This is a genomic window from Clostridium transplantifaecale, assembly GCF_900626075.1.
Classification (GTDB): Bacteria; Bacillota; Clostridia; order Lachnospirales; family Lachnospiraceae; genus Otoolea; species Otoolea transplantifaecalis.
Genome location: NZ_UYZY01000003.1, coordinates 348,962 through 368,021, shown reverse-complemented (window position 1 = coordinate 368,021; position 19,060 = coordinate 348,962). Strand labels below are relative to the sequence as shown.

Genomic DNA, 19,060 nt, shown 5'->3' with positions numbered 1-19,060 from the left:
CTTTGACATCCCTATGATACCATTTTCCATCCCGGCTATAAAAGGCCGAAACTGTGGCAAAATTGTGGCAGGCGTTTACGAATTCCTGTCGGAATGGTAATATACATCTAAAGACATAATTTCGGAGGTGGCTATGGCAAAACGCATCTATGTGGCAGATGATGAATTTCATATACGTACTTTAATACAGACCTTTCTGGCTAATGAGGGGTATGAGGTGGAGACATTTTCGGACGGTGACAGCCTGTTTGCCGCTTTTACCGAATCATGCCCTGATTTGATTATTCTCGATATCATGATGCCCGGCACGGACGGCCTTACCCTCTGTGCTGCAATACGGAAAGTAAGCCAGGTTCCCATCATCATCGTATCCGCCAAGGACAGTCCTCTCGACCGCGTTACCGGCATTACGCTGGGCAGCGATGATTATATGGTTAAACCGTTTCTTCCCCTGGAACTGGTCACCCGGGTCAGGGCCTTATTCCGGCGCGCCGGGTACGGACAGTCTGAGCCTGAAACAGTTCTGGAGTACGGCAGTCTCAGGCTGGAACGCGGCTCCCGCTCCATTTCGGCCGGAAATCAGTCTTTTTCCGTGACTCCGATGGAATTTGATTTCCTGACTTACATGATGGAGCATAAAAACCAGGCCGTATCCAAACAGGAGCTTCTGAAAGAAGTATGGAAGCTGCCCGATTATACGCTTGACACAAGAGTTGCGGACGATCTTGTAAAGCGTCTGCGGCGCAAGCTGAAAGATGCAGGCTGCGGCGTTTCCGTTGAAACGGTGTGGGGCTTCGGCTTCCGGCTGAACTGCGAAAGAGAGGAATGAAGATGATTTCCCGGATCCGTATGCGTATTTTTATCCCAGTGCTTGTTGTGATTGTTATCTTTCCCCTTCTGTCCTGGGGAATCTTCTCGTCGACCTCCGGCTGGTATATGAACCGTCTGTCCAGGAAGAGCCTGTCGTTTCTGATGGATTCCATCGTCTCCACAGCGGAGACGCTGTATTCCGGCAGCGATGATATGGACCGGGCCGATGAAAAAGATCTGTCGAAGGAACTTATGAGCCAGGTAAAGTCATTTATCAGGAAGGACCGGCCGGAAGCACAGCTTCTGACAATGAATTCCCGGATGAAGCTCACCTACCCAAAGTCGGGTAATGAACAGCCCGACACCCAGGCGCTTTATCAGGTCTGCAGGGAAGCTGTCTATAATGGTACTCTGAGCGGGGACGGTGCCGGGGTGGAAGAAATCTCGGTCGGAGGCACACGTTACCTGCTCAGTATGTATGAGGCCGAAAGCCGCGGAAATGTCCGCAATAAATATATGTTCGGTTATGTGGCCGTCCCCGACACCCACGCCCTCATCTCCTACACCGGCACACTGCTGCTCCTTATCGCGGGAATTCTGTGTCTGCTCTCCCTGGTTGCCGTCTGGTTTATCGCGGGCGGAATTTCAAAACCGCTTCAGGCGCTCTGCCGCCATACGCATGCCATTGGCAAGGGAAACTTCTCCCCCATTGACGAACGTTCCTCCATCCGGGAACTTGAGGAACTCAGATGTTCTTTTAACAGGATGTCTGAGGATTTGGAGAGGATGAACCGTCAGCAGAATGTATTTTTTCAGAATGCATCCCACGAGCTGCGCACACCGCTTATGTCCATCTGCGGCTACGCCCAGGGGATCCAGTGCAACGTATTTCCGGACCACAATGAAGCCGCCGGTGTCATCCTCACGGAATCATTGCGCATGAAAGAACTTGTGGACGGTATCCTTACCATTTCGAAAATGGACAGCCGCTGCCTGGCGCTGGAAAAAACATGCATGGATTTGAATGATTTTATAGAAAATGAAATGACAGCCCTCCGGGGCATGGAACTCATGGAACATATCCGCCTTGAGGCTGTTCCCCCCTGCGAAAAAATCACCGTATCCGCCGATCCGGCTCTGTTATCCAAAGCGTTTCGGAATGTTATCTCCAACTGTGTCAGGTATGCCTCTGAAAAAGTCACTTCGGAGGTAAGTGTAAATGACGGCTGGGTCCATATTGTAATCACCGACGACGGACAGGGATTTGATGAGAAAGATCTCCCCCATGTTTTTGAACGCTTTTATAAGGGACCCGGCGGAAATTTCGGCATCGGGCTTTCGATTGTCCGCACGGCCATGGAATATATGGGCGGCAGAGCCGAAGCCTTCAATGCGGAATCTCCGGCTCACGGAGCCAGGTTTGTACTTTCGCTGCCATCCCGCACTCCGTAAACGGGTTTTCTGTCTCTGCAGCTCCATCAAAGAAGTTAGGATTGTGGTGGGATTTCGAAAAATAATTCTTAATCCCTCCGCTCCGTCAGCATCCTGTTGATCTGATCGGCGCTGCTCCTGGCTCTCCAATAGAAATAGATGTGGACGGCCGCCATAATCATGGCAAAGGCCAGGGTCAGGTTTATCCTGGTTAAGCGTCAATTTCACGGTTTCCTGCCTTCCTTGATAAGCTGCATGTGACGGTAGATACCGCTTCCCGATGCACACTGGTTATCCTGTTACGGTATCATTATATTTTTTTTCATCCAGCAAAAGCAACGGCTGTCCGGCAACCTGCCTCTGCGGCGGGATAAAATGCCCTCTGCCTTTTCCCTTGTTATTTCCTACCTAATCACTATTTTTACAGATACATATTCTTATACTCCTCCCGGACACTATCGGGAACCAGGCTGCCGCCCGTCGCCCATGCGATGTGGATGGCCCGGGCCATTTTATCCTGAAGTCCCTGTTTCTTTATATAGTTACGCGTCTCCTGATAGACATTCAGATGGGCCGGACCCATGAAGGCCGCGCAGGCACTGGGCTCCAGAAAAATATCTTCCGCCCTTAGCAGCTCCCTCATATATTCATAGAGATTCCCGTCCCGGATCGTGAAAATGCCGCTCAGCATCGGTTCCATTACCTTTCCCACGAAACTGGAAGGCCGCCCTACCGCCAGTCCGTCCGCATGGGTCAGCCCAGTGAGGCCTATATCCTGTACGGACATGGCGTTATGGAGTTTTGTCGCCATTCCGGCAAGCATGCAGGGAGCCTGCGTCGGTTCCACAAAGAAACAGTGTACTGCATCCTGAAACACCTGTTTCAGTCCAAAGCTCACGCCGCCCGGCGCTCCACCCACTCCGCATGGAAGGTAAACAAACAGAGGGTGAGCCGGATCCACGGTAATTCCCAGCTCCTCCAGCTGCGTAACAAGACGTTTTGCCGCTACGGCATACCCAAGGAACAGATTCCTGGAATTCTCATCGTCCACAAAATAACTGTTTGGATTCTGGTCTGACAATTTCCTGCCATTGACGACCGCCTCGCTGTAATCCGACTCATATTCGATAACGGTTACACCACGGCTTCTCAACAGATCTTTTTTCCACTGTTTCGCATCTGCGGACATATGTACAACTGCATTGTATCCGATAGCGGCGCTCATAATCCCAATGCTCATTCCCAGATTTCCGGTGGAACCCACTTGTATCGTATAGCGGCTGAAAAACCGGCGGTTTTCTTCGGATGCAAGCCGGGCATAAGATTCCTCCGGGTTAATGAGGCCGTGCTCTAAAGCCAGGTCCTCCGTGTGCTTGAGCACCTCATAAATGCCGCCCCTCGCTTTAATGGATCCGGCAATCGCCAGATGGCTGTCCTGTTTTAAAAGCAGTCTGCCCTCCAGACCGGCATGATACGTATCGTTTAGCAGTTTCTGCATATTGGGGATCGGTTTCAGCACGGACTCAATCAGGCCTCCTCTTTCCTTTGTTTCCGGAAAACGCTGCATGATGAACGGGGCAAACCGTTTCAGCCTCTCCTCCGCATCGTCAATATCAGCCATAGTAAGCTCCTGCCCTTTTGCCCCGATATTGAAATCCTTTTTATCCGGATTGATCCATACCAGTTCCTTTTCCAAAGCCACATCCCGAAGCACCGGTGTTTCCATGAGCGCCCGAGTTATTTCATCCGTTTTTGTCATACTAACCATTCCTTCCTTTATTGTTTCAGTTTCATTTTGTTTTCCTTTCAACCACTGACCGGCTGCATCAGTTCCAGAATGATCCCATCGGGATCCTTAAAATAAAGCGCCCTGCTCTTTCCGAATCCATAACCGGTAAAATCAAAATCCTGCGGTCCTGAGAGGCATTCAACCCCCTGCGCCGTCAGTGCTTTATAGACTTTTTCGATGTCTTCCACCTTGAAGCAGACCTCTGAGATGGATACCCTGTGCAGATCGCAGTCCGATGCTTCCGCCCCTTTTCCGAGGAATTGGATCAGTTCTATCGGCGGTGAAATGATGTTTACGCTGCCGCTTAAATAAGCCACCCGGACTCTGACATTTTTTCCGGCAAACAGACGATCCGTTTCTTCCCCCTCCATCAACAGTTCCCCCTGAAAATCAAGTCCCAGGATATTTTTGTAGAAATTAATGGAACGGTCCATATCACTTACGGTAAGACCAATGTGAAGCACTTCCTGAAGCATTTGTTGTCCTCCTTTTCCGCTCTTTCTCGAAATTAAATTTTTATTAACAGGGGATTCAGGCAGCCTGTGTAATTTCTCCCTAAAAGGGGAAAAAATCTCCCGAGAACCGCCGCTCTCAGGAGATTTGCTCCGTATTTTCTCAATTTTATTCTGTTTCTCCCATGATGTCAATACTTACCACCGTAGTCCCGTCCAGTACGATACGCACTACCGCATCTTCGCTCAGAGCCGCCGTATCTGCGCTCTCATGCCCGCTTCCTTTTGTAACCGTTGTGGAAGAGGTAAGCGTCACAACACTTGTTTCTTCTGAAAATTTCATTTCTATCTTCCCGGCTCTTCCTCCGGCCGGTTTTTCCGTGGTGTCCTTGCCGTCCGCAGGCATCTCGGGCGGTGTTTCTCCATCCGCAGGTTTTTCAGGCGGCGTTTCCCCGTCCGCAGGTCTCTCGGGCGGCGTCTCTCCATCTGCCGGTTTTTCAGGCGGTGTTTCCCCGTCTGCCGGTTTTTCAGGCGGCGTCTGCCCGTCTGCCGGCTTCTCCGGCGGAGTTTCTCCATCCGCGTTCTGTGCTCCCGGCCGTTCCGCCAGTGTGACGGTCAGCGTATCGTCGTCGATCGACACAATCTTAGCCATTAAACCGCCGTCATCTTTCAGAGTTCTTTGTTCTCCGGCTCCGGACACATTTGTACCGGCATAGCTCACCAGTCCTGTTCCCATTACTGCAGCCGTGCATATTCCGGCTCCTAATAGTATTCCTGTAATTTTATTTTTCATGGTAATCTCCTCTTTTCTCTTTCAATAATCCCTGCAGCGCTACTGAATCCAGATGCCGTCACTCCCGACGTAATACCCGTCCGGTGTAGCGGCATCCGACAGCATCGCCCCGTCACTTCCGCAGTAATACCAGTTGGAATTCCAATCCACCCATCCTGTCACCATATATCCGGTTCCGTTAAAATAATACCAGTTATTATTGATATACTGCCAGTTATTCACCGTGTAGCTCCGGTCCGCATTGCAGTACCACCAGCCGACGTCATCCTGAAGCCAGGCTCCTTCACCCGAGGTGCTGTCCGGTCCCGACGATGTTCCCGAGGAACCGGAGGTCCCGGAAGCGCTGCTGCCCGAGCTGATTTCTAAAGCTTCGCCGGATGATACGTACCAGGAATCAGACTCCTCCCAGCTTCCTTTGTTGGAGGAGTTGTATACCCCGCGGACCTTAAACGTATAATACCCGCTTGTTGTAATATAGCCGGAAAAATCATAACTCGTGTTGTAGGTTGTAAGGGCCGACGTCACGGCACTGCTGCCCCGGTACAGCCGCACCTCATATTTCACTGCATCCTCGCTGTCATCCCACGAGGCAGCGCCGTCCGTCTCATCCCATTCCAGTCCGTCCACATCCAGATCGTAGTCGCCGTCGTCACCGGCCAGGGCATCGAGAGTGATATAGACCACCAGCTTACTGCTGCTTCTGCTGACCGATGTGACCGTAGCGTCGGATCCGCTGAGACTTACGCTGCTCTTTGCAAATCCCGAGGCAAAATAATAGCCGTCCTCCGCCTCCAGCGTCACTTTCACTTTGGGCTTGTCGCCGTCGTCCCACTCATCATCCGGCTCGTTTGTCACCTCCGTATCCTCGACGCCGTATTTAGATGAACTCGTCGTGACCGTCACATCGCTGTCGCTGCTGCCCGCCTCTATGTCGGACGAAACCTTCAGTGAAACGCTGCTGATTTTAGTTCCCGTGGCCGCCATCGCCGTCATGGGGACGGCCAGGAATATTCCCGCGAGGACAAAAGTTACCGTTCTCTTTAAAATGTGCATAAAACTCCTCCTTACTTGGGCTGCAGACATTTCATGCCGTTCCCGCCGCCATGCGGTTCAGGCGCGGTCTGTCCGCCCCTATTGAGTGGCAATGAAAAGTTCGCAAAGCGTGCTTTTCGTTGTTACCTGCCCGGTTATAAAATTATCATGCAAAGCTGAAAAGGAGCTTAAAACAGAGCGTTCCAACTGTGATTTTTCGGTGAATTTTTTTTGTTGCCGGGGACAAAGAGAACATCAGTCTTATTTTCCATTTTTCTTCCCGAAAATGTCAGGTTGAATCTGTCCCTCTCTTCGTATATAATTAAGGTAAGTAAGGAGGGAACACACAATGGATTTAATTAACCAATTTGTAGAAAATTATAAGAAAAAAATGACTTTTTACGACACGGCGGGCCGCCTTGCCGCCGCTCAGTTGGAGGAGGCCATGCAGGCTGCCGGTATCCGAGCCATTGTTACTTCCCGCGCCAAAAATCTGGGACGCTTAAAAAGTAAGGTTTTACACCGCAATGCGTCACGTACCGCCCCTTATAAAAACATGAAGGAAATCTATGAGGATATCGCAGATCTGTCCGGAGTCCGGGTTTCCCTTTACTTTCCGGGTGATCGTGATAAAGTACATGCCCTGATTGCCGATCTTTTTACCATCCAGGAGATCCGGCAGTTTCCCGAGCAGTCCAAACCGCCGACCTACAATAAACGTTTTTCCGGCTATTGGGCAAATCATTACCGCGCGAACATGAAGGAAGAGAATCTGACTCCTCAGCAGAAAAAGTACGCTTCCGCCAGGCTGGAAATTCAAGTTGCTTCCGTTTTAATGCACGCCTGGTCCGAGGTGGAACACGATCTTCTTTACAAGCCGCTGCAGGGGACTCTGTCCGATGAAGAGCTTGCTATTATCGATGAACTGAACGGTCTTCTTCTCGTCGGAGAAATTGCCCTGGAACGTCTCCAGAGCGCGGGTAACGAACGGATCCGCAACAAGAACACCGCCTTTGGCAGCCAGTATGATCTGGCCTCTTACCTCTATAACTACTTAAGCAATAACTTCCGGCCGGAAGACATTGAACTCCGCATGGGAAATATCGAACTGCTGTACCGGCTCCTCAGCCGTTTAAAAATGGTCAGCGTCAGGGAGATCGAACCCGTTTTAAAATCCGTCAAGTTTGAAAAAGACAAGCGGAATATCTCCCAGCAGATTATCGATCAGATTATTACGGGAAGTGAACGGCGCTATCAGACTTATCAGGAACTCAGGCTCAGACAGGATGAGACGGATCCCGAACTGGATCAGGCTATCCACTACTTCTTCGAGCAATGGGTTCCCCTTGAGAAATATCTCAACCGCGCCACCTATCCCAATTCACCCAAGACCAAAGGCGCTTTTAATATTAACCGCTTAAAACGGATGGAACTGTTAAATCAGGAAACCTTAAACCAGATTGTCCTGCTGAGGAAATTAAGAAATGTTCTGATTCATGATATTGAGATTCCCGACCGCGAATCGATTTTGAAACAGGGGCAAGAGGCCCATGATCTTCTTTTAAGAATCACAAAACCGCCGGAAGAAAATGCAAAATAACACCGGCAATATAAGCTTGACAATCCATCCCTGAAAAGTTATGATAGAGCGTACGGGAATGAAGTTCTCCCTCAGTGTGTTACATACTGGAACCGCTTATTAAGCTGATGACTTCTGCGTAGATTACGCGGAAACCATCGGCTTTTTTAATTCATAGGACGTAATTCTATGATAGAACGAAGAATCCCGCTCTTGGGATTCTTGCGCTGCCGCGCGGTTTTCCGCCATAAAATTCAGGAGGATTGTTATGTTACTCAGTATTGCTTTAATGATGATCGTAGGGATGTTTACGGGCTGGCTTTGTAAGAAAATGCATCTGCCCGCCCTGATGGGAATGATTTTTACCGGGATTATCCTGGGGCCGTATGCTTTTAACCTGATAGACGGTTCCATTCTCGGCATTTCATCGGAGCTTCGGAGGATTGCGCTGATTATTATCCTGACCAGAGCCGGTCTCTCCCTCGACATCAGCGATTTAAAGAAAGTCGGCCGCCCGGCCGTTCTGATGTGTTTTGTTCCCGCCTGCTTCGAGATCCTGGGCATGATTATCCTGGCTCCGCGTCTTCTGGGCATAAGCATTCTGGACGCGGCGATTATGGGAGCCGTAGTCGGAGCCGTTTCCCCGGCCGTTATCGTCCCTAAAATGCTGAAGCTGATTGAGGAGGATCGAGGCACGAAAAAAGGGATCCCCCAGCTCATTCTGGCAGGAGCCTCAGTGGATGATGTCTTTGTTATCGTCATGTTTTCCGCCTTCACCGGCCTTGCCCAGGGCGGCAGTATTTCCCCTGCCGCCTTTATAAAAATCCCCATCTCGATTCTGATTGGAATCGCTTCCGGGCTTCTGCTCGGATATGTGCTGTCCAGGTATTTTAAACGGTTTCATATGAGGGACACGGTGAAGGTCATCATTCTTCTTAGCCTCTCCTTTATCCTTGTATCGCTGGAGGACCGTTTTTCAGATTTGATCCCGTTCTCTGCCCTGATTGCGGTTATGTGCGTCGGTATTGCGCTGAAAGAAAAACGGGAGATTGTGGCCGCCAGGCTTTCGATGAAATTCAACAAGCTGTGGGTATGCGCGGAAGTCCTGCTCTTTGTGCTGGTGGGAGCCACCGTCGATTTAAAATATGCCGCTGCCGCCGGTCCCGCGGCAATTCTCCTGATCGCCGGAGTCCTGCTCTTTCGGATGGCAGGCGTTTTATTCTGTCTGGTTAAAACAAAGTTAAACAGAAAAGAACGCGTTTTCTGCATGATCGCATACATGCCGAAAGCGACCGTGCAGGCCGCAATCGGAGGACTGCCGCTTGCAATGGGACTGTCCTGCGGGAATATCGTACTGACGGTAGCGGTGCTGGCCATATTAATCACCGCGCCGCTTGGAGCTTTTTTTATCGATTTAACCTACGGGAAACTGCTGAATTAAACGCAGAAGACAGTTATCTCTGCCGGTTTAATCTAACAGATTCGTCATACTCTTAAGGCTCACCGCCAGTGTGGATGTATTATGCAGAAGCGCCGATGTGGCCGGTGCAATCACACCGCCTGCGCCCAGGAGGATCAGTCCGAGGTTAAAGCCGATTACAAACCGGTAGTTCCTGTCGATTCTGCGCATCAGGCCGTCGCTGATGGCACGGAGTGTGACGAGCTGAAAGAGGCTGTCCTCCGAGATCGTGATATCGGCGATTTCTCTGGCAATCTCCGCTCCTTCGCTGATGGCGATTCCCGCGTCTGCGGCAGAGAGCGCCGGGGAGTCGTTAATTCCATCCCCAATCATGATGACCTTACGGCCTTTTTTCTTCTCACTTTCCACAAATCCGGCTTTATCCTCCGGCAGGACTTCGGAATAATATTCATCCACGCCGACCCGGCCGGCAATCGCCCGGGCCGTCCGTTCACTGTCTCCCGTCATCATGACAATCTTTGATATACCCTGACGGTGCAGCGCGCTGATCACGGCATCCGCCTCTTCCCTAAGCGGATCCTCGATACAGATGACTGCGGCCAGCGTGCCTCCTATCGCCATATAGAGATGGGAGTATTCCACCGGAAGACTGTCAAATGCCTCTCTTCCATCCTCCGGGATACGGCAGCCCTCATCTTCGAAGACAAAATGGTAGCTTCCGATGACAACCCGCTCCTCACCTACATAAGTGGCGATTCCGTGAGCTACGATGTAATCCACCTTAGAGTGCATCTCCTGATGCACCAGGCCGCGTTTCACCGCCTCGCTGACAACGGCATTTGCCATGGAATGCGGAAAATGCTCCTCCAGGCAGGCAGCAAGACGGAGAAGTTCGTTCTTTTCCTGCCCGTTAAACACGACTACGTCCGCCACCTGCGGCTTTGCTTTTGTCAGCGTCCCGGTTTTATCAAATACAATTGTGTCCGCCGCGGCAACCGCCTCCAGATACTTTCCGCCTTTGACCGTGATGCGGTAGCCGCCCGCCTCCCGCATGGCAGAAAGTACGGAGAGGGGCATGGCCAGTTTCAGGGCGCATGAGAAATCCACCATCAGAATGGACAGCGCCTTTGTCGCGTTTCCGGTCAAAAGATAGGTGAGGGCCGTTCCTCCAAGGCTCCACGGCACAAGGGCATCGGCCAGCGTGGCGGCTTTTCCCTCCGCCGTGGACTTAAGCTGCTCCGACTCCTCTATCATTCTGACAATCCGTTCAAACCGTGTTGCGCCGGCCGCTTTCTTTACGCATAACGTAATCTCCCCCTCTTCAATAGCCGTACCCGCATACACATACATTCCCGTCTCTTTTCTTACGGGAACCGACTCTCCCGTCATCGACGCCTGGTTCACCATTGCATCGCCCGAAACCACCACGCCGTCGAGCGGAATCACATTTCCCATATGTACCGTCACCATGTCCCCTTCACGGATATCAGTGACCGGCACGAGCACCTGTGTCCCGTCCATATTCTGCCATACTTTCGTGATATTTAAGGACATGCTCCTCGCCAGATCATCCACCGACTTTTTGTGGGTCCACTCTTCCAGAAGTTCGCCAATCCCAAGAAGGAACATGACCGAACCGGCCGTTCCGAAATCGCGGCGCAGGATGGAAACGGCGATTGCCGTTGCATCCAGTACCTCCACTTCCAGCTTTCTTTTCAGCAGGCAGCCAATCCCCTTTACCATATACCGCACCGACCGCGCCGTCGTATAAACGGCCCGCAGGCGCATGGGCAGACACATCCTTGTAAACGCACGGATCATAACTTTCTGGATCAGTTTTTCTTTATATTCACGGTTCAGCGCCCGTCCGCTGTTCTTCGGAACGATCTCACAGAGCCGTTCATCGTCGTAAGTAAATTTGCAGATTCCTTTCAGAACCGTCTCCCTGTTCCCGTTGAAGAGAATTACCGCATCGGCCGTCCTGTCGTATACCTTCACCCCGGTCACTCCGGAAAGTTCCCTGAGATAATGTTCCAGTAAGTCGGCCTGGCGGACGCTCATCTCTCTCTGGTACAGGTGAATCCGGATCCTGCCTCTTATTTCATGTCTGATTATAAATTTCATTAAAGCGCTCCTCTTATGTATTCCGACATCGATATATCTTTACTGCAAAAAACAGCCCGGGGAATTCTTCTCCCCGGGCGGATACCTCTTTACTCCTCTGCCGCGGCGGCGGGAGCGGTTTCTGTTTCTTTGAAATCTTCCACGGTCTCCTCACCGCTTTCGTCCTCAAATACTTCCTGCTGTCTGCGTTTTTCATTGATTTCTTTTGCTTCTGCCATGATGTCTTCCGCATTCTCCTGAATATTCGTAGCCGTAGCCATCACGCAGTCCTTTGCCCGAAGCCCTGCCGCCAGGCTGTTTATGTAAAATTTCTTGGCATCATTGCTTCCCAGAATCTTGACACCGGCTGTTCCAAACAGCACGCCGCCCAAAAACAGACCTGCTTTTTTCCAGTTTAAACAATCCATCATTCTTTTGTCCTCCTATTTGTGCCTGTACCCTGTGTACATTGTCATTACAAAACAAAATACCATGGCCCATGCCCAGAATCTGTGATTCTTCATCTTGTGTCACTTCCTTTACGGGAATTTTCTTTTGCTTTGTCCCCTGGATAATAACCAATATTTTCCAGGTTAGTCAATTCTAATATGGCTTGTTGAGAAATTTACTCAACTATCCGTATTTTCGTTCTCCCTGGGCGGGAAAGAATAGCGGTAAGTCCTGGTCAGAATCCCAATTTCCTCCAGGGCGTTGACCGTCCGGTAAACGGTTGCCATCCCCAGTTTGGGATCTCTTTTTTTTGCCTCATAATAGACATCTTTGCAACTGGTCCAGTTTCCTTCCAGGAGCACGTCCAGAAGCATTTCCCGCTGTCCCGTTATTCTCTTTCCCCTTTTCTGGAATTCTTCAATTACCTGTTCTTTCTGCCACATATCGGTCCTCCTTATTCCCATACCAAAACAGCCCGAATAAGATTAGTCAAAACTAACCAAATATCATGAACCAAGAGTTCCGCTTCGCCGGACTCTCACACCGAGCGCGGCCGCTTACCCGGCCAGTACTATAATTTTGTCCGCCATCTCTCTCCCGATTGCAACCCGTATATTTTTAACCGTCACAATCACGTTGCCGTCGCGGATGGAAATTACTCTCATACACGTCCCCGGCACAAAGCCCATGCTTTTCAGGTGGCTGCGCACCTCTTCTTTTCCGCAGAGCCGCCTGATCGATGTTACATCCCCTTCTCTTGCCATTGTCAAAGGCATACGGATTCTCCTTTTCTTTGTTCTTCCCGTCATGATAGTTTTATGTACATTTCCCGAGTTATACTTGACTAACTTCTATTTTTAGGTTAGCACTGTATAACCTAAATGTCAATAATTTTTTTCATTTTGTACGATGGAACGTTTTAAATGCAGTTTGAGCGGATTAAAGAAAAAGGGCGGCACAACCTGTTTATTGCGCCGCCTTATATTTATTTAATTTCCATGTTCCGCTTTACCGGCTGCAAAGCTTTTTAACAACGAAAAGCACGCTTCGCCAACTTTTCATTGCCACTCAAGAACATCGCTGCTCCAGAATTTCCGTAAGCGCTGTTCCGCTGCTGGTATGGCAGCGCACGATGTCCGTCCTTTCGCTGTCCACTTCGCCCAGCGCGCATTTAATCATCTTGTGGGAGACGGTGTTTGTAAAAAGCACCAGGATGTCCGGACATCCTATTTTCTTGTCGAGATCCGCCGGCATCTGCGTAAACACCTTTGCTTTACATTTATAATTTTTGCAAATTTTCTTGTACTGTCCTACCATACGGTCATGTCCGCCTACGATAACTACACTCATAATTCACTCTCCTGTCCTGATAAGTTATATTGTATTTTTGTGAGTTAGTGTTAACTAACTGAATTATACACAAACACTGTATTCCTTGTCTATAGTTTTAGAAGAGAATTATTATCAATAAATCCTATCTTTCTCCATGTCTGCATTTTCTGCGGTACTCCATTGGTGAGATTCCATGATGCTGCTTGAAAACGGATGCAAATTTACTCTGATTTGCATATCCCAACTGCGAAGCAATTCCGCCCACCGGAATTTCGGTATGAATAAGAAGTTCTGCTGCGCGCTCCATCCGGATCCGGCGCAGATATTCCTTGACGGAAGCATGATAGAACAGTTTGAAATTTGACTTAAGAGCAGTTTTGCTGATACAGAATTCTCTCGCCAGCTCTTCTACAGTAAATTCCTGTGACAGGTCTTCACACAGCCGTTCCTTTATGTTTTTTACAACGTCGCTCTGATTCCTTGTGGCTTTATCAATGAGGCGCTGTTCCTCCGGATCCACCAGGCGCAGATACATCAGGAGTTCCAGCACCTTTATCTTAAAATAATCATTCCGCACCGCTTCCGGGATATCATAAAGTTCTGAAAAAATGTGGGCAATATACGCATTGGCGCGCATTGCAAAGAAATGGCTGCCGGGGCAGAATTTATCCGCCATTCCTTCGAGGGCCAGGGTCCGGCTGTCTACAAGAGGAAGGGGAACCGTCCTGAGAACGGTGAGGTCCAACACCACGGTAATCCCGCGGTAATGTCCTGTCGGGAACCGGAGGGAGGGGCTGCTGCTCTCCCTCCTCGTGATGCAGAGATCCCCCGGCCCCAGATACAGATAATCTCCGCATACCCATCTGCATTCCTCACGGCCCTCATGGCAGTAGTCAATCTCCAGGATCCCGCCTTCCTCCTCCGGGCAGCTTGGGCGTTCCCACGCTGTAAAGTCGCTGTAAACAAGTTTAATTCCCGGCAGAACCTCAAACACTTCCACGGAGCTGCTTTCCTCGCTGTGTATTCCTGCCCTGCCGTACTTTTCCATTTCCATTCCTCCCCTTCTTTCACCTTTTTGTCCCGGAGCGTTTTTTTAAATTCATTTCTGCCCTTCTTCTATGCCGCCGCAGTTGTTCCGCTCACTTTTGTTTCCCCGCAGGAGGAAAACTCCTCCTGCTTCGGCACATTCAGAGCGCGGATTGCGTTCAGGATTGCGATAATGGACACGCCCACATCGGCAAATACCGCCGCCCACATGGATGCAAAGCCCAGGGCTCCCAAGATCAGCACCAGTATTTTAACTCCCAGCGCAAACACGATATTTTGGCGGACGATGCGTAATGTCTTCCGGGATATCCGCATGGCTGTTGCGATTCTGGACGGTTCATCCGTCATGATAACCACATCGGCCGCCTCAATGGCGGCATCGGAGCCCAGCCCGCCCATGGCAATGCCAATATCTGCTCTTGCCAGCACCGGTGCATCGTTGATTCCGTCCCCGACAAAGGCCAGTTTTCCATTAGCGCCCGTCTCTTTTAATAGTTCTTCCATATGGCTGACCTTATCTGCCGGCAGAAGTTCCGTATAAACCTCGTCCAGCTTAAGCTTCTCAGCCACTTTCCGGCCAACCGCGTCAGCATCCCCCGTCAGCATCACTGTTTTTCTGACGCCGGAATTCTTCAGATCGCGGATGGCAAAAGCCGCATCGTCCTTTATCTCATCCTCTATCAGAATGGCTCCTGCATATTTTCCGCCGTTTGCCACGTAAATAACGGTTCCCGGTTCATTGACAGGAGTAAAGCTGATATTTTCCCGCTCCATCATTTTTGCATTTCCGGCCAGTACGGACTTGCCGTCCATTACAATCGCAACGCCGTGGCCTGCAATTTCATTTACCTCCGTAATACGGCTGCCGTCCGGTTCCCTGCCGCAGGCGGTCCTGATGGAACGTGAAATCGGATGTCCGGAATCCTTCTCCGCACAGGCGGCCAGATAAAGCAGTTCCTCCTCTGTAATACCCTCGGGGTACAGGCCGCTGACGGCAAATGTGCCTTTTGTGAGCGTGCCCGTTTTATCAAATACTACCGTCCCGGTGTCTGCAAGCGCCTCCAGATAATTACTGCCCTTAATCAGGACTCCGCATTTTGAAGCGCCGCCGATTCCTCCGAAGAAACTTAAAGGCACTGATATCACAAGCGCACATGGGCATGAGATGACAAGGAATGTGAGAGCACGCTCAATCCACATGGAAAACCCCTGTCCCAGGATAAGCGGAGGCAGTACGGCCAGCAACGCCGCCGCTATTACAACCACTGGCGTATAATACCTTGCAAAACGTGTGATAAATGCCTCCGATTTCGACTTCTTGCTTCCGGCATTTTCCACCAGGTCCAGAATCTTTGATACGGTAGATTCGCTGTATACCTTGGATACCCGCACCCTGAGAGTTCCCGACTGGTTGATGCACCCGCTGATCACTTCACCGCCTGCGGCCAACTCCCGCGGCATGGATTCCCCGGTCAGGGCCGAGGTATCCAGCGATGAGGTTCCGTCCGTCACCACTCCGTCTAACGGCACCCGTTCCCCGGCCCTGATGACAATCGTATCGCCCGCCTGCACTTCCTCCGGATCCACCCGGACCGTTTTCCCATCCCTCACCAGATTAGCATAATCGGGACGGATATCCATCAGGCTGCTGATGGAGCGGCGCGATCTGCTGACCGCGTAGCTCTGGAACAGCTCTCCTACCTGATAGAACAGCATGACCGCAACGCCTTCCGCATATTCGCCCAGGCAGAGCGCTCCGACCGTCGCAACGGTCATCAGGAAATTTTCATCAAACACCTGTCCGTTCAGAATATTCTTTACCGCTTTCCACACAATATCCCATCCAATCACGGCATAACAGACGAGATAACCGGCCGTCTTTGCCCCGGGTCCCGGCAGAAGCAGGGACGAAAGAATAAAAATAGCAATGGCTGAAAGAATGCGGCCCAGCTGTTTTTTCTGTTTTTTTGTCATGGTATTTCCTCTCCTTTCTGATGGAAAAGGCGGCTTTATTTCTGGCTCAGGAAATTCATTTCCGCCTTTGCCACACCGCCCACTTTGTTGACTGCTTCCTCGATTTTTGATGCACAATAGGCACAATCTAAATCCATTAGTTTCATAGATTTTTTCATGGCATCTGCCTCCTGTATGAATGTAATATATTTTTCATATGAACATTTATTCATTTGTTCATATATATAATATAACCGCTGATGAAGAAAAAATCAATAGGGTAATATAGATATGTCCAAACGGATTCATGGTGCGGCCTTGTGGAGCATTTTGCTCTCTCCGTGCGCGGCCGCCCTGCTCTGAATAAAGACGGAAAAAGCGCCCGCTGTGACGGACGCTTTTATATTTATTATTTTTACTCACAAAATCATGTCTCCTCCAATATCCCCGCCACTTCTTCGAGGCTCTTCTTTCCGAAATAAACCCGGCTGTTGTTGACAATCATGCAGGGAACACTCATAATCTTATATTTCTTTTTCAGTTCCGGATAATGCATCAGGTCAACCATCTCTCCCGTCACCATTTCTGAAAGGGAGGCGGCTCTCTGTACAGCCATCACCACTTCCGGGCACATAGTGCAGGACAGTGATACCATGACTTTCACATTCATTTCCTTTCCAAGCGATGAAAAACGCTGTTTCAATTCCCCATCGATCGGCTGCCCCGGCCCCGCCGTATTATACAAGGCAATAACAAAGGAATTAAACTCGTGGCCTCCCGGCACTCCGTGGAACAGGATGTTTCCCCCGCTCCCGTCCTCCCTCATAATCCGGAAGGCCGGAAACAGTTCGCCGTCCGCCTCTCTCCTGCTCTTTTCCTGCTCCGTCATTCTCTCCCTCACGCAGATGAGCCGATCCGTGAGCCCTTCCAGTTCTCCCAGGAAGCCGCTCATCTCCCCCGCCAGCGGACTGCCGTCCAGCTCCGCTTTTATCATGACCTTACTCTCAAACTTTTCGAACAGGCCGGATAGCTGCCGCCTGATTTCCTCCGATAAGAAGGTGTTTCCTTCTCCGCTCCGACCTTCCTGCAAAGAATCTCCCGTGCCCCGTGCCGTTTTCTTCTTCTGGCTTTCGGTGCGGGTTCCCAGCTTTTCCATGTGCGCGTCTCTTCTTAAAAGTTCAGGAATTCCGAGTTTTTCGTGGACTGCGGAAACGTGTTTTTCCAGAGACGTGGCAGCCACAGCGCCATCCGACACTGCCGTCACCACCTGCCTTAAGTTCTTAATGCACACATCGCCTGCTCCGTAGACCCCTTCCACACTGGTCTTCCGGTTCTCATCGGTGATGAGATAGCCTTGGCTGCTGCAGGCAACCTTGCCGCCTATCCAGGAAGTGTTCGGCACGTACCCGGCAAAGACGAAAATTCCGAATCCTCCGTCCTCTCCCGCTTCATGCGTCCACTCTTCCCCTGTCTTATTATCCCTGAAACGTGCGCGGGAGACCATCGATTCCCCGCCTGCCTCCACAATCTCGGTATGAAACCGGACCGTGATTTTTTCCTCTTTCCGCACCTGATCGGATACGGTTTTTGCGCAGGTAAAGTCATCCTCCCTGACAATCAGATTTACCTTTTTCGCATACTTCGTCAGGAAAATCCCTTCTTCCACCGCTGCGAAACCGCCTCCGATGACAAAGACTTCCAGATCGGTAAAGAACTCTCCGTCGCAGGTCGCGCAGTAAGCCACGCCTCTGCCCTGGAATTCCTTTTCCCCTTTAAAGCCAAGCTTTCTCGGATTTGCTCCCGTAGCCAGAACAATACCCAAAGCCCTGTACTCCCCTGCTGTCGTGCGGAGTGTCTTGATATCCTCTTCAAGCTCCATGTCAAATACTTCCGCCAGGATAAACTCGGCCCCGAACGCCTCGGCCTGCTCCTTCATCGAATTCGTCAGTTCCTTTCCGCTTGTTCTTTCCACTCCCGGATAATTGACAATCTCCGATGTGATCGTGATCTGGCCGCCGATCTTCTCCTTTTCCATCACCAGGACCTTATATCTGGCCCTGGCCATATAGATAGCCGCCGACAGCCCTGCCGGACCGCCGCCGACAATGATTACGTCATATAAATGTTCCAATTTTGCTCCTTTCACCATATGGCCGCCCATACGGAATGCGCCGTCCTTTTTCTGTTCCGGTTAAAAAAGAAGGAAGACTTCCTCTTCTTTTCAGAAGTCTCCGTCCTCCTCCCCTGTTCGGTTACATTGTATCTTTTCCGGTGTCTGAACCGGTCCTTAAATCAGTCCCACCAGGTCCAGGCTGGGTTTTAAGGTCTCGGCTCCCGGCTGCCACTTGGCCGGGCAAACCTGGTCGCCGTGCTCTGCCACGAACTGGGATGCCTGCACCCTTCTGAACAGCTCGTCCGCATTTCTGCCCACGTTACCGGCAATGACCTCGTAGGCCACAATCTTTCCTTCCGGATTCACGATAAAGCTTCCGCGCTCTGCCATCCCGCTCTCTTCAATCATCACATCAAAGTCCCTGGCAAGCTTGCCCGTCGGGTCGGCCAGCATCGGGTATCCAATCTTCTTAATTGTTGCGGATGCATCATGCCATGCCTTGTGTACAAAATGGCTGTCGCAGGATACGCTGTAAATTTCGCAGCCCACCGACTTGAACTCCTCATACTTGTTGGCTAAATCCTCCAGCTCTGTCGGGCACACAAAGGTAAAATCCGCCGGGTAGAAGAAAAATACCGCCCACTTTCCTGTTACATCCGCTTTGCTGATTTCTTTAAAATTGCCGTCCGCATAGGCCTGTACCGTAAAGTCGCTTATCTCTTTTCCAATTAATGACATTGTAATTCCTCCTTAAAA

General features: G+C 50.6%; 18 protein-coding genes and 1 riboswitch. Of the genes, 4 read left to right on the top strand and 14 right to left on the bottom strand.

What is annotated here, in order from left to right; translation table 11 throughout:
- Positions 1-133: 133 nt before the first annotated feature.
- Positions 134-829, top strand: coding sequence for a response regulator transcription factor (locus tag EJL91_RS13210; RefSeq protein ID WP_125142436.1), 696 nt, complete (start codon positions 134-136; stop codon positions 827-829).
- A gap of 2 nt (positions 830-831) precedes the next feature.
- The gene (locus tag EJL91_RS13205; protein WP_125142435.1) at positions 832-2,262 is read left to right on the top strand and encodes a HAMP domain-containing sensor histidine kinase; all 1,431 of its coding nucleotides are present in this window, start codon (positions 832-834) and stop codon (positions 2,260-2,262) included.
- A gap of 400 nt (positions 2,263-2,662) precedes the next feature.
- On the opposite strand, the gene EJL91_RS13200 is transcribed toward EJL91_RS13205, so the two are convergent.
- The 4 genes from EJL91_RS13200 to EJL91_RS13185 all read right to left on the bottom strand — a co-directional run bounded on the left by EJL91_RS13200 (position 2,663) and on the right by EJL91_RS13185 (position 6,328).
- The gene (locus EJL91_RS13200; protein WP_125142434.1) at positions 2,663-4,000 is read right to left on the bottom strand and encodes a D-serine ammonia-lyase; all 1,338 of its coding nucleotides are present in this window, start codon (positions 3,998-4,000) and stop codon (positions 2,663-2,665) included.
- Between the two features lie 47 nt (positions 4,001-4,047).
- Positions 4,048-4,506 carry a VOC family protein gene (locus EJL91_RS13195; protein ID WP_125142433.1) on the bottom strand — a complete coding sequence of 153 codons (459 nt, stop codon included), beginning with the start codon at positions 4,504-4,506 and terminating at the stop codon, positions 4,048-4,050.
- A gap of 145 nt (positions 4,507-4,651) precedes the next feature.
- Positions 4,652-5,275: a hypothetical protein gene (locus EJL91_RS13190; RefSeq protein ID WP_125142432.1), complete on the bottom strand. Its 624-nt coding sequence runs from the start codon at positions 5,273-5,275 to the stop codon at positions 4,652-4,654.
- Between the two features lie 39 nt (positions 5,276-5,314).
- Positions 5,315-6,328, bottom strand: a complete 1,014-nt coding sequence (locus EJL91_RS13185) for a hypothetical protein (RefSeq protein ID WP_125142431.1) — start codon at positions 6,326-6,328, stop codon at positions 5,315-5,317.
- 328 nt (positions 6,329-6,656) lie between these two features.
- On the opposite strand from EJL91_RS13185, the gene EJL91_RS13180 reads away from it, so the two are divergent.
- A complete protein-coding gene (locus EJL91_RS13180) occupies positions 6,657-7,907 on the top strand; it encodes a RelA/SpoT domain-containing protein (protein ID WP_125142430.1) in 1,251 nt (416 codons plus the stop codon).
- A 45-nt stretch (positions 7,908-7,952) separates the two neighbouring features.
- Positions 7,953-8,031, top strand: a riboswitch (Fluoride riboswitch).
- Between the two features lie 123 nt (positions 8,032-8,154).
- The gene (locus tag EJL91_RS13175) at positions 8,155-9,327 is read left to right on the top strand and encodes a cation:proton antiporter (protein ID WP_125142429.1); all 1,173 of its coding nucleotides are present in this window, start codon (positions 8,155-8,157) and stop codon (positions 9,325-9,327) included.
- Between the two features lie 27 nt (positions 9,328-9,354).
- Here the strand turns inward: EJL91_RS13175 and EJL91_RS13170 are convergent, their stop codons facing one another.
- From EJL91_RS13170 to ahpC, 10 genes are all read right to left on the bottom strand, one after another.
- Entirely contained in the window at positions 9,355-11,430 is a 2,076-nt protein-coding gene (locus EJL91_RS13170) for a heavy metal translocating P-type ATPase (RefSeq protein ID WP_125142428.1), read from the bottom strand.
- A gap of 89 nt (positions 11,431-11,519) precedes the next feature.
- Entirely contained in the window at positions 11,520-11,840 is a 321-nt protein-coding gene (locus tag EJL91_RS13165; RefSeq protein WP_125142427.1) for a DUF6110 family protein, read from the bottom strand.
- 198 nt (positions 11,841-12,038) lie between these two features.
- Entirely contained in the window at positions 12,039-12,302 is a 264-nt protein-coding gene (locus tag EJL91_RS13160) for a Fur family transcriptional regulator (RefSeq protein ID WP_125142426.1), read from the bottom strand.
- 114 nt (positions 12,303-12,416) lie between these two features.
- Positions 12,417-12,635 (bottom strand): FeoA family protein, encoded by a 219-nt coding sequence (locus EJL91_RS13155; protein WP_125142425.1) that lies wholly within the window; start codon positions 12,633-12,635, stop codon positions 12,417-12,419.
- 292 nt (positions 12,636-12,927) lie between these two features.
- On the bottom strand, positions 12,928-13,209 hold the full coding sequence (locus EJL91_RS13150; protein WP_125142424.1) for a DUF2325 domain-containing protein: 282 nt from the start codon (positions 13,207-13,209) through the stop codon (positions 12,928-12,930).
- A 124-nt stretch (positions 13,210-13,333) separates the two neighbouring features.
- Complete coding sequence (locus tag EJL91_RS13145; protein WP_164516843.1) at positions 13,334-14,239, bottom strand: helix-turn-helix transcriptional regulator; 906 nt, start codon at positions 14,237-14,239, stop codon at positions 13,334-13,336.
- Between the two features lie 68 nt (positions 14,240-14,307).
- Entirely contained in the window at positions 14,308-16,212 is a 1,905-nt protein-coding gene (locus EJL91_RS13140) for a heavy metal translocating P-type ATPase (protein WP_125142422.1), read from the bottom strand.
- A 35-nt stretch (positions 16,213-16,247) separates the two neighbouring features.
- Positions 16,248-16,370 (bottom strand): cation transporter, encoded by a 123-nt coding sequence (locus tag EJL91_RS13135; RefSeq protein WP_125142421.1) that lies wholly within the window; start codon positions 16,368-16,370, stop codon positions 16,248-16,250.
- A 248-nt stretch (positions 16,371-16,618) separates the two neighbouring features.
- Positions 16,619-18,322, bottom strand: coding sequence for an FAD-dependent oxidoreductase (locus EJL91_RS13130; RefSeq protein WP_125142420.1), 1,704 nt, complete (start codon positions 18,320-18,322; stop codon positions 16,619-16,621).
- Between the two features lie 156 nt (positions 18,323-18,478).
- A complete protein-coding gene (gene ahpC, locus EJL91_RS13125; RefSeq protein WP_125142419.1) occupies positions 18,479-19,042 on the bottom strand; it encodes an alkyl hydroperoxide reductase subunit C in 564 nt (187 codons plus the stop codon).
- Between the last annotated feature and the right edge of the window lie 18 nt (positions 19,043-19,060).